We start from the raw sequence: 12138 nt of genomic DNA, 5'->3' as shown, positions 1-12138 counted from the left end.
CTTTTACTTTAATTCGTTAATAACCGATTGATTGGCTTTCTTTACGGCAGCTTCGTCGATCTTGATCACTTTGCGGTCGTATGTCATCAAACCGTTTACTTCACCTTCCACATCGGTTGTCTGCGTGTAGACAGCGGCAGAGAAGCCACGTTTCACATAATCTTTCAGGATATTGGCATATTTGACATATTCAGCCGTCACTTCGTCGCTGTTCTTGAACTGCACATAACCCCAGTTACGTTTGTTCCACCACAGATGATTTTCCACCGGAAGGCCGATTCCGCCGTATTCGCCTAACACATTCACACGTACCGGGTCGAACAGGAACATATCGGGGGCCGGATAGTTATGCAAATCCAGGATATCACCGCAAGGACGATGGTTACCGCCGCTTGCCGGGTTTACCAGGCGGGAAGGATCGTAAGTTTTTGTCCATTCGGCCGCTTTTTCCGTTTCAAACTGTCCCCAGGCCTCGTTGAAAGGGACCCAAACGACTACGGAAGGATTGGAGATGCAGAGATCCATGATCTCTTTCCATTCACGGTAATAGTTGGCCTTGGATTCAGGCGTACGTTCATTGTCTTTTCCACCGTTATACACGTGGTGATCCCAGATGTAAGAGCCGTGATCGCCGCTCGGCATATCCTGCCATACTAAGATACCTTCCTTATCGCAATGATAATACCAGCGTGCCGGTTCCACTTTCACGTGCTTACGGATCATATTGAAGCCCCAGTCTTTCGTTTTCTTGATGTCGAACAGCAATGCTTCATCCGTCGGAGCCGTATAAAGTCCGTCAGGCCACCATCCCTGGTCCAGCGGGCCGAACTGGAATAAATCCTGATTGTTCAACTGCATGCGCATAATGCCGCCGGCATCGCGTTTGGAAGAAATCTTGCGGAAAGCCGTATATGATTTTACTTCATCCAGCACCTTTCCGTCTTTTGACAAAGAAACCGTCATATCATATAGATACGGGTTGGACGGGCTCCAGAGTGTCGGGTTCTGCACGGACAAACGCAATTCCTTTCCTTGAACGCCTTTTGCGGAAGCCACTACCTGTCCTTTGTCCAACAACTTCACGGTGACGATACCGGAATTGCAGTCGCAGGAAGTCCCAACCGTCACATTTAGCGTGTTATTGTCGATATTGGGAATAGACTTCACGGAAGTCACATGGGCAGCAGCTACCGGTTCCAACCATACTGTCTGCCAGATACCGGTCACAGGCGTGTACCAGATACCTTCCGGACGGGAAGTCTGTTTACCTCGCGGCTGAAAACCCTTATCGCTCGGATCCCAAACGCGGACAACCAGCTTCTGGTTGCTCTTTCCTGTCAGATACGGAGTGATGTTGAAGGAGAACGGAGTGAAACCGCCCTTATGGGAGCCGATCAGGATGTCGTTTACAAACACGTCCGCTTTCCAGTCCACCGCACCGAAATTCAACACGATATCTTTATTTTTCCAGGCTGAAGGAACGGAGAAAGTACGTTTATACCATAATTCGTTCTTTTCGCCTACTTCTTTCTGAACGCCTGAAAGAGAGGATTCGACAGCAAAAGGAACCAAAATCTTGCCATCGAATGTTGCCGGCTCTACATCGCCCGCCGGTTTGATGGCATATTCCCATTCACCGTTCAGGTTCTGCCAATCGCCGCGTTCCAACTGAGGACGGGGATATTCGGGAAGGACATTCGCCGGGTTCACCTGTTCCGCCCACGGTGTCTTGATCTTATCTCCTACCGGTTTCCATTGAGCCTGTGCGCCCAAAGTCAGTGCCAATGCACAACATGCTAATAAGGTCTTTTTCATGATTTATGATTTGTAATTGATTATCACTTTCAATTTTCAATTTTCAACTTTCAATAAATAAACTCCGGTGCTTCCGCTTCCAGCGAAGGACTTGCCCCTTCGACTTCCGGCCAGCCATCTTCCCAACGGATCCGGTCCAACATCAGGACACGTCCGGTAGGATGCGCCCGGCTCACGGCATGATAGAGGACCCAGTCGTTCCCACGGTCGTCCGTAACGATTTCCGAGTTATGCCCCGTGCCGACAAAAGCATCATTCCCATGAATCAGTATTTCGTGATGGTTTTCCATCATCGGTCGTCCCTGTTTGTCCGTGTACGGGCCGAACAGGCTGTCAGAACGGCCTACAACTGTAGTATAGGTACTTTTCAATCCCTCACAACAACTCCCTATCGAGGCAAACAGATAATAATAATCGCCCCTTTTGTGGATGTAAGTACCTTCGTAGGCGGTTCCGGCAACCTGTTCTTTTTTGGCTCCGTCCCGAACAGATAGGCCGTCTCCCGACAGCTCTATCCCATAGATACCGCGGAAACTACCCCAAAACAGGTATTTTTTCCCGTTATCTTCCATGAAAAATTGGTCTATAGAATTTTGAACTTGAATTGTCTTGCTTCGGAACAGTGGCCCCTTGTCTATGAACGGCCCTTCCGGTTTGTCGGACGTAGCGGCTCCGATCCCGCAGGTCCATTCGCCTCCCCAGACAGACATGGAATAATAGAGCACATACCGTCCGTCGATATAATTGATGTCCGGGGCCCACAAACCGCCTTTCGGCTCGAAGGTCGGACGTGTTTCTTCCGTGAAAGCCGTCCCGATTTCCTCCCAATCCACTAAGTTGCGTGAACGGTGGATCGGCGTGTTGCGGATATCTTCGGTTGCATACAGGTAGAAATAGCCATCGCCGGCTTTGATAACGGTCGGATCAGGCAAGCTGTAATCGATCACCGGATTCCGGTAAGTGCTCTTGGCCTCCGTAACCGGTTCTTCCGCCGGTTCGGGACGGGAAGAAGGTTTATACATCTGCTTTTCCAACATCTTCATAAAAAAGCCGCCTACCACCGAACGGGCACGCATATTGATGGACCGGCCATCGGTCGCCTCGTACCAGTCGGTCAAAGGCACGCGAGGTTCGGTTTCGTTCACATATTTATAGGCAGGCGATACAAACCGGGAGAAATCCTCCTGTGTATCAGCCAGGCAAGCTGTCCATAATATCCAATCGACTTTGGTATAGGTCTTGCGACTGTCAAGCGGAAGGCCGAACGGTTGTTGCCGGCTCAGGTAGAAAGCGACTTCTTTCCTGGCAACCCTGTCAGGGAAGATATGCAAACCCAAAACTTTATCCCAAATCAGATTGTACTTTTGGCTCCACGTGTTTTCCCGGTCGAATGTCAGCCGGAAATGATCTCCATCGTCAGCCATCCGTTCCCATTTCTCCGCCATCTTGCGAGCGGCTGAAATATACCGGACTGCCTTTTCCTTATCTCCCAACATCTCGGCCAGCTTTCCGTATCCGGCAATCCCCATGATCGCCTTTATCGAAAGGTTGGCATTATGGGCCAGATGTCCGGCAAAATCATCCGTACACAACTGGTTTTCCGGATCAAGTCCTTCTTTCAACAAATAATTAGCCCAAACACCCAATGTTTTCCAATGTTCACGGGCATAATCCGCATTGCCTTCACGCAAAGCGATGGCTGTTGTCAGAATCAACATATTCCCGCATTCTTCAACCGGCATATCGAACGGATACGTTTGCCCGTTGGCATGCGGGTAGGTCCCGACGTCATGGGCGGCAAAAGGCTTGTTCCATTGCCCGCTTTCGCTGTAATGGAAAATCGGATTCAACATTCCTTTCAGCAATTCCGGGTTATAAAGCAAGAACAAGGGGGCGGACGGATATGTCACATCGACCGTACCGATCGAACCATTGCTGAAATTCTCTTTGGAAAGGAACAGCAGGTTTCCGTCTTTGTCTTCTATTAGTTTGTGGGCGGCTACCGCCTGGCGGTAAGCGACGGCACAAAGTTCCGCATATTCTTTTCCTCCGGCTTCTTCCGCATCTTCCATCAGGCGAGTGTCGAAATGCCGGCAGCGGTCCATAACCGAACGGTATTCTTCAGCCGATCCTTCGAATGCCTGCCGGATGTTTTTCTTTCCGTTATGTTTCCAATATCCCATACGGTTATCTTTGAAATACTGGATCGAATACAAATCATCATACCCGACCATCAGGAAACCGGATCGGGGGGAATCGGACACTGTCTCCATATCGCGACTGTAAACAAGTTGTTTCCGGTCGCTCACTTTCATCTCCGTTTGTTTTTCCGTCCGGGCGGCCAGGTAGAAATATCCCCAATCGATCCGGACATCATCTCCTTTACGTGCCAGCACGGGCTGTTCGACGGTTCCTGCTTTCAGATACGAAATGCCATTTTCCTCTTCAAAGGCTACTGTCACGGCCTGATCGTCCGAATGGACGGCTAAAGAAGGAGAAGCCTCGACCGTCAGGCGGGTTTCATGCGCCTTTCCATCCGTGGAACGAACCTGCCAGGATATATAGTTGACAGGCGTAGACATACGATCCAGGTCATTTAACAAAAGAGGAGACGTAAAAACGACATCCAGACAGACCGGACCACATTCGAATGTATAATAGGTTTGTGTCGGAAGGACGTTCACCGACTGTTGAACCGCGGCTTTCTCAAAACGCACCGGAGTTCCCTCCTCCGGTGCTTCTTTTCCCATAAAACGATAAGAGACCCCATCAACTTCGATAACGCCTAACAGCCCTTGTTCCTTTCCGGTCCAGTGGCGGGTCGCATCCTCATTCAGCCGGTCCGCAAACGACCAGATGCTGGTGTAAGGATCGATTGTTATCAGTGGATAAGAAGGAGCACGCAGGGTGTTCTTCTTATCCGGCTGAAACAAATTCCCTGAACCGCAGGATACGTTCAGCATCCAAAGGCAGCAAACCAATAGTATCAGAGAGGTTCTCTTCATTCTTTCATATATATAATAAAACACAACATTCATGATATTCATAAAACTTGAAATCTCTTTGTCTGAAATTCTGATGCAAAGATATTTCCGGGCCGTTCAAACCTCTTTCAAGGATCAATCAGAAGCTTTCAATTATCAATCAAAATAGCACAAATGCCTCTCAAATAGCGTTTTTTTACCTATTTTTGTGCCACACAACAGAAGAACAACTACTTTGTATGAGACTTTTCCTGACTACCATAACAGGCTTGCTTTTACTGCTCCTTCCCTACTCCGGCAAGGCACACGATTTGTATTTCCGCCACTATACCAACAAACAGGGATTGTCGCACAACACGGTCTACTGTGCCCTACAGGATAAAAAAGGATTCATGTGGTTCGGGACGGACGACGGGTTGAACCGTTTCGACGGCCACCAGTTCCGTATCTACCGCTACAACTCGTACGACCCGGAAAGCCTGCCGAACGACAGGATCATCAGCCTTTTTGAAGATTCGACCGGCAGGATATGGGTTTGCACCTATTCCCACACCTGCTATTACGACTACCAAACAGATACTTTCCATCCCCTGACCTTTTCCGACAGCAACAACGCCCCGGAATATTTCCAGCAAATCCGGGAAGACAGAAAAAGTAATCTGTGGCTGATGAGCTACAACCGGATCGCCCGTTATGCCCTTTCAGGCGAAAGCAGTCCGCACTTCTATCCCGAAGGTGAGCAGATAAACCTGATAGACATCGCAATGAACGAAGAGGGCGAACCGATCCTCGCCGGACGTAGCGACCTGTTTTTCTACAAACCGGAGGCAGACAAATTCGTCCGCATCCCGGTACTGACCGAAAAGGAAAAAGAAAACCCGATCAACCTGTCCAAACTCTGTATCGTGCCGGACTGGGGAATACTGGTCGGGACAGACCGGGCGGGACTCAAGTTTTACGAGAGACGCAGCCGGAAAACGGAAACGATCATTCCGGACATACAGGTCCGCGACATCAGACAATGCAGTGAGAATACTTACTGGATCGCATCCGAATCCGGTGTCTATATCTTGAATATGGCAGACCGGAGCATCACGCACCTGCAAAAGTCGTTGACAAACGAATATACGATCTCCGACAATGCGGTCTATTCGATCACAAAAGACCGTGAAGGGGGGATATGGGTCACCACCTTTTTCGGAGGGATCAACTATCTTCCCAAAGAATATGTTCCGTTTAAATACTTTATCGGAGGGAAAACCCATCCGGGAATGCCGGGAAATGCCGTGCGTGAAATCTGTCCGGATCAGTACGGCAACCTCTGGTTAGGAACGGAAGACAACGGGATCAACCGCTATAATCCGGCTACCGGCGAGATCACGAACTTCTCCCGAACCAACCCCTCTCACCCGCTTTCAGCCACCAATATCCACGGCCTGCTTGCCGACAGCCAGCAGCTATGGGTCGGAACATTCAATACAGGAATCGACCTGTTGGACATTCCTTCCGGCAAAATCATCAAACGATATACCCGGAGCAGTACCGATAATCTGCTGCCGGCGGACTTCATACTCTGCTTCTGCAAATTGTCTGAAGACGAAATCCTGATCGGGACTTCCGAAGGGCTTGTCCTCTTCCATAAAAAAGAAGAACGGTTCGTTCCCTGGGGAACAGAGATCAAGTCGATGGTACGCCAAATCTACAAAGACACCAAAGGGGACATCTGGATTGCGACCACCTCCGGAGCTTACCGATACTCCAAAGCCGATAAGAAGTTCACGCATTATACATCCAACCGCGAGCGGTCGCAGACCATCGGCGACAACAACGTGACTTCCATATTCGAAGACTCGAAAAACCGGATTTGGGTGGCAACCGTCTACGGTTTCTCCCTCTATAACGAGATATCGGATTCATTCAACCGCATCACGGTCGAAAACGGGCTACCCAGCAATATCGTACACCGTATCCTGGAAGATGACGAACAGCTTTTCTGGATTGCAACGGCCAACGGGCTGGTTCGTTTCAACCCGGAAACATACGTGATGAAAACGTACTCATACACGGATGGCTTGCCCGAAACGCAATTCAACTACAGTTCCGCCTACAAGATGCCGGACGGAACCATGTATATGGGAACCATCAACGGAATGATCGCTTTTAATCCGCGTGATTTCAAGGAAGATGTTTACTCCCCGTCCCTGTGCATCACCCGCATAGACGTGCAGGACGACCGCATCGGCGCTCCTAAATATAATGTCAACCGGATTATGAAAAGCGGAGAACTGAAACTCCCGCATAACCGTTCCACCTTTACCCTTTCGTATGTCGCATTGAGCTACACTTCGCCGGACGCGATCCAGTATGCCTACCGCCTGGAAGGGAGTGACAAGGACTGGATTTATATGAAGCAGAATAAAGACGTGACCTTTGCCAACCTGTCGCCCGGCGACTATGTTTTCCGGGTAAAATCGACCAACAGCAGCGGGGTTTGGCAAGACAACGAAACGAATCTCCGCATCACGGTGACACCGCCGTTCTGGGCTACCGGATGGGCATTGCTCATTTATTTTCTGATCTTATGCCTGTTGATCGTACTTTGGTATAACTATAAAAAAGCCAAACTGGAAGAGAAACACCGCATCAACCGCGAAATATTCGAAAGCAAGAAAGAGAAAGAGCTTTACGATGCGAAGATACAGTTCTTTACCTTTATCACGCATGAAATACGGACACCGCTCACCCTGATAAAGGCCCCGTTGGAAAAAATCCTTCGTTCGGGTGACGGAACGCCCGCCACACAGGAGAACTTGCAGATTATCGAGAAAAACACCGGACGGCTGTTAGACCTCAGCAACCAGCTATTGGATTTCCGCAAGACGGAAAGCCGAGGGTTCAAACTGAACTATGTCACGACCGATGTCGTCCTCTGGCTGGAAACGATCCTGCATCCGTTCCGCCCGGCTTTCGAACAGGAAAACAAGGATTTCACGGCCAAACTGCCGGAACTGCCTTTCGAGGCCTGCCTGGACCGGGAAGCATTCTCCAAGATCGTCAGCAACCTGGTCAGCAACGCGCTGAAATATTCAGACAGCCGGATCGCGCTCGAACTGCTTCCTCCTGCAGGCGAAGAACGGATGTTCACCCTGCTCGTCACCAACGACGGGCATCTGATTCCCGACAGCGAAGCGGAAAACATATTCAATCCGTTCTACCGCCTTAAAGAGACAGAAAATCAGTTAGGAAGCGGCATAGGCCTATCGCTTGCGCATTCTTTGACGGAATTCCACCGTGGCAGACTGTTCTACCGGCAAACACCCGGCGGGTTGAACCAATTCGTCCTGATGCTGCCCGAACAGCAGGAAGACAGTTTCCGGATTGTTGCCGGAAATGAAAAAGAGAAGCCTGAAATGGTGACCTTGCCCGAAGCAGGCAAATCAGTCGTTCTGATTGTCGAGGACCAGGACGACATGCGCCGTTTCATCGCCCGCGAACTGGCAGAGACGTATCAGGTATTGGAAGCCGAAAATGGAAAAGCAGCTCTCGACCTGGTCCGTAAGAACACGGTCAACCTGATCATCAGCGATGTCATGATGCCCCTTATGGATGGTTTCGAACTTTGCAACGAAGTTAAAAACGATGTCAATATCAGCCATATCCCGTTTATCCTGCTCACGGCGCAACACAACCTGCAATCGCGCCTGAAAGGGCTGAACACGGGAGCCGACGCTTATATGGAAAAGCCTTTCTCCATCGAACTGCTGACGGCACAGGTCGGCAATCTCCTGAAAAGCCGGGAACTGCTAAACAAAACTTACTTAGAAAAACCGCTCGCCCCGGTTGCCTCCCTCGCCGTTTCACAGGTTGATGATATTTTCCTCCGCAAACTGAACAATTACCTGGAAAAGAACCTCAGCAACGAAGCCCTTTCCGTCGAAATGCTTGCCGACACGATGGGAATGAGCACTTCCAGCCTCTACCGAAAGGTCAAGGGCCTGTCCGGTCTTTCCCCGAACGATTTCATCCGCATCGCCCGCTTGAAGAAAGCGATCCTGCTGATGCAGAACGGAGAGAACCGCATCAACGAGATCGCTTTCCAGGTAGGCTTCTCCTCCCCCGCCTATTTCTCGACTTGTTTCCAGAAACAGTATGGGAAAAGCCCGTCGGAGTATCTGAAACAGACGACTCTTTAATACTGAATATATTGCAGGGATAAAAATTGTAGTCAGACCGGCAAGATCAAAGGCCGTTTTCTGTCTTCACTTGTTCAAGGAGACGGGTGATTTCGGCTGCCGATATGTTTTCGCGCTCTTCTTTATCGTACATATACAGCAAAACGATGGTTCCGGTTTCTTCGTCGACGGAGTAAGTAAAGGTAATTACGCGGGCCCCGTGGCTTTTGCCTTTGTTCTTGCTGGCAATTGCCATACGTACCTTGCGGACACCGCCGCCAAGGCTGACGCCGGCTTGGGGGTTGGCATGGAGTTCTTCTATTAACCGAGCATAATCTTGCGACATGGAACGATACTTCTTGCCAAGACGTTTCAGTTCTTTAGCAAATACAGAGATATATTTGATCTTATAGTTCATTGAACAAGTCCTCCGCATCAGGCAATTCCTTTCCCGCTTTCTTTGCCTGATAGAATTCAGTCAGCCCTTCACGAATGCCATTCAATATTTCCTGTTTGCTGATATATTCCACCTCTTCTTCCCGGACTACCTGCTGCTGCTTCACTTTTGCAAGAGCATGGGTCAGGGAACGCTTAACGGTTCTCAATACTTCCAGATCGTCGGTATCAAGTATGTCGCGCATGAGTTCTATGCGAAGCGCATCTATATCTAATGTTGCCATATCGGGAGATTTATGAGTTATGATTTCGGACAAAGATACGTTTTTTTATTTCTTTGTCCAAAATCATTTCACCCTATACTTATTCCGCCACCGGGAAAGCCGTAATCCTGAGCCGGGCAGCACCCATCGGGACCAGCGTGATTTCATCCAGGCGGTCGGACTTGCGGGCGTTTTCATAGGGCAGAACTCCGCACAGGCCGTATTCGTCGATCTTCCATTCCGGGACTAAACGTCCCTGCGCCTTGAACTCCATCGGAACGGAAGAGAGCGTGAAAGGATTGTTGTCCGACGGCCAGCTTTTGCGCTGCAGCGTGACGGGCGACTGGACTTTCAAGGCATAATTCCACGGGCCCTTCGGCAGGATCTCGAATGTCGGCCAGGCCGAAGCATCTGCCCCTTCCTGCCATTTGGAGTCCCAGACAGCCGTTTCGGTGCTCGGCATCTGCATATATTCTTCATCGATCTTCAAAGAGAGCGTGAGCGGACCGTAATCGACACTGACGCTGTTCTTATTTACCTGCCACCGGCGAACGGCATATTCCATCGGAAGGTTCAGAACAACCTCGTCGCCATCTTTCCACTCCCGTTCGATGCAGGCATAGGTTCCGGGAGCAAGCGTCGCCTGCTGCTGCTTCCCGTTAATCAGGACGGACGCGTTTTTACACCAGGACGGAATACGGAAGTAGAAGGGGAAAGATACGGCTTCGGATGTTCCGACCGTAAAACGCGTCATTTCCTCAAACGGATAATTCGTCTGTTCGTGCAGGCTGATTTCCGTCCCGTCGCCCACCTTTACATTCGTCTTGCAAGAATTGTATAAAACGGCAGCTACCCCGTTGTCCGGCGTCGCCAAGACCAAATGCTCGACATAGTAAGGCCAGCCGAAACCATGATTGTGCTGGCAGCAACGGCTGCTGAACGGGTTCATCGCCAGGAAAGGGCCGGAATTGTCCAACCCCGGATGATGGTTGCGCGAGTCGCTGATCGCCATATTCGGGCAGGTCAGATAACGGAGCGCACGGTAATCAGGCATCAGCGAAGCCGGGTAACTGTTAAACGCCACATCTTCGAGATGGTCGGCCCAATAAGGATCGCCACTGATGAGCAGCATGATCTCGTCGGACGCCATCTGCTCCACGAAACCGCAAGTCTCCGTTCCCTGCCGGGGATCGAAGAAGCCGATACGGGCATTCTCGTCCGCCCCGAACATTCCGCCGGGAACCTGGCCGAAAGCACGGCGTATCAGGCTCTGGACATTATAGCTGGCAGCTAACATCGCCGAGTCTTTTGTAAACAGATAATAGGTGGCAGGTTCGCGGAAGCACTGGGCGACATTCACATTGTGCCAGTTCGGAAGCTGGGTCGACTTGGTCCAGTCTGCCGTGTTCCGGTGAATCTTTTCGGCCAACGGAAGAAGAGACTCGTCGCCCGTACGGTTATACAGCCAGACCACGCTCCAAAGATTATCCCCTCCACGACTGTTCTCCCAATAACTGGAGAGGAAAGCGTCGTCGGGAACCGTTTGCAGATAATGGCAATAGCGGGTCATGAAGTCGATCACCCGGCTGTCGTTCGTATATTCATGGTAGGATTGCATGATCCAAAGGACGATCATGTTCGGCCAGAAATCCTGCTTGCCGTTATTCAGGTGGACAGGTCCGAAATTGCCATCCGTCCGCTGGCTTGCCAGGATGGCATCTATCCAGAACTTCGTTTCCTTCAATAACGTCTCGTCTTTCAAGGCATAGGCCATATTGCCGTACCCGCGCAGCCAATAAGGCACTTCTTCCCATCCCCATTCGCCTCCGTTCTTCAACCAGGCATTGTCGCCCTTCTGCAACCAGGCGCTGATCTCTCCTAAATGGCCGCAAAGGCCGTCCTTCTGTAATTCGATCTGCCGCCTGATCCAGCCTTCCGGCTCTATACTTCCGGCAGGCAGTTTAATAAATTGTTGGGGTTGTAACGGGGTCCGGTTGCTTACATAGTAGTCATTACGGGATGCGGTAGACAAACGTTCCACCGTCCGGATCTCTTGTGTCTGGTTGCCGGCGCATGACGCCAACAGAATCGTGAAAAGTAAAATCGTCTTTTTCATGTTTATCAGATTTATTGCACAAAGGAAACCAATCCGACAGGAAAACAGGATAAGAAATCAATCAAAAACATTCACGGATCATGCAAACAAATTCCAAAATACGGCTCTCTTTTACCGCCTGCTTCAGCAGACGGCAAAAGAGAGCCTGCGCCACGTTTCCTTATTTTCTTAACTGCCGGATGCCGTAATACAGCAACCGGAGCACGACCGACAACCCGTAAAAGCCACACGTGATGAGCAGCATCCAGAGCGATTGTGTCCAGAGTTCGGACCAACTTGTACCGTATGTGATGATAGAGATAATATTCATCAGATAAGCGAGCGCGATACAGACACAGAATATCTTGATTTCCGTTTTTTGTCTCTTTACAGATAATACGATTTCTTTCATA

At 50.1% G+C, this 12138-nt stretch carries 7 protein-coding genes; 1 reads left to right on the top strand and 6 read right to left on the bottom strand.

Going from position 1 to position 12138, the window contains the following annotated elements:
- Positions 1 to 3 precede the first annotated feature (3 nt).
- Positions 4 to 1815, bottom strand: a complete 1812-nt coding sequence (locus H8S65_RS15245) for a glycoside hydrolase family 2 protein (RefSeq protein ID WP_186930757.1) — start codon at positions 1813 to 1815, stop codon at positions 4 to 6.
- Positions 1816 to 1865: 50 nt separating this feature from the next.
- Positions 1866 to 4820 carry a glutaminase domain-containing protein gene (locus H8S65_RS15240; RefSeq protein WP_186930756.1) on the bottom strand — a complete coding sequence of 985 codons (2955 nt, stop codon included), beginning with the start codon at positions 4818 to 4820 and terminating at the stop codon, positions 1866 to 1868.
- 218 nt (positions 4821 to 5038) lie between these two features.
- Between H8S65_RS15240 and H8S65_RS15235 the strand changes: the two genes are divergently transcribed.
- Positions 5039 to 8992 (top strand): hybrid sensor histidine kinase/response regulator transcription factor, encoded by a 3954-nt coding sequence (locus H8S65_RS15235; protein ID WP_186930755.1) that lies wholly within the window; start codon positions 5039 to 5041, stop codon positions 8990 to 8992.
- A gap of 46 nt (positions 8993 to 9038) precedes the next feature.
- Here the strand turns inward: H8S65_RS15235 and H8S65_RS15230 are convergent, their stop codons facing one another.
- The 4 genes from H8S65_RS15230 to H8S65_RS15215 form a co-directional block, all read right to left on the bottom strand.
- Positions 9039 to 9389 carry a type II toxin-antitoxin system RelE/ParE family toxin gene (locus H8S65_RS15230; RefSeq protein WP_186930754.1) on the bottom strand — a complete coding sequence of 117 codons (351 nt, stop codon included), beginning with the start codon at positions 9387 to 9389 and terminating at the stop codon, positions 9039 to 9041.
- On the bottom strand, positions 9379 to 9651 hold the full coding sequence (locus tag H8S65_RS15225; RefSeq protein WP_186930753.1) for a hypothetical protein: 273 nt from the start codon (positions 9649 to 9651) through the stop codon (positions 9379 to 9381). Before H8S65_RS15225 ends, H8S65_RS15230 begins: the two co-directional genes overlap by 11 nt.
- A gap of 79 nt (positions 9652 to 9730) precedes the next feature.
- On the bottom strand, positions 9731 to 11746 hold the full coding sequence (locus tag H8S65_RS15220) for a beta-L-arabinofuranosidase domain-containing protein (RefSeq protein ID WP_186930752.1): 2016 nt from the start codon (positions 11744 to 11746) through the stop codon (positions 9731 to 9733).
- Positions 11747 to 11906: 160 nt separating this feature from the next.
- Complete coding sequence (locus H8S65_RS15215) at positions 11907 to 12137, bottom strand: hypothetical protein (RefSeq protein WP_186930751.1); 231 nt, start codon at positions 12135 to 12137, stop codon at positions 11907 to 11909.
- Between the last annotated feature and the right edge of the window lies 1 nt (position 12138).

It is taken from the genome of Parabacteroides hominis (assembly GCF_014287585.1).
Lineage (GTDB): Bacteria > Bacteroidota > Bacteroidia > Bacteroidales > Tannerellaceae > Parabacteroides > Parabacteroides hominis.
The sequence above is the reverse complement of the archived record's forward strand: the minus strand, read 5'-3'. Positions and strand labels throughout refer to the sequence as shown.

Coding starts and splice junctions, on each gene's coding strand:
- H8S65_RS15215 (WP_186930751.1), bottom strand. CDS start 12,137: ATGAAAGAAATCGTATTATCTGTAAAGAGACAAAAAACGGAAATCAAG.
- H8S65_RS15240 (WP_186930756.1), bottom strand. CDS start 4,820: ATGAAGAGAACCTCTCTGATACTATTGGTTTGCTGCCTTTGGATGCTG.
- H8S65_RS15245 (WP_186930757.1), bottom strand. CDS start 1,815: ATGAAAAAGACCTTATTAGCATGTTGTGCATTGGCACTGACTTTGGGC.
- H8S65_RS15230 (WP_186930754.1), bottom strand. CDS start 9,389: ATGAACTATAAGATCAAATATATCTCTGTATTTGCTAAAGAACTGAAA.
- H8S65_RS15225 (WP_186930753.1), bottom strand. CDS start 9,651: ATGGCAACATTAGATATAGATGCGCTTCGCATAGAACTCATGCGCGAC.
- H8S65_RS15220 (WP_186930752.1), bottom strand. CDS start 11,746: ATGAAAAAGACGATTTTACTTTTCACGATTCTGTTGGCGTCATGCGCC.
- H8S65_RS15235 (WP_186930755.1), top strand. CDS start 5,039: ATGAGACTTTTCCTGACTACCATAACAGGCTTGCTTTTACTGCTCCTT.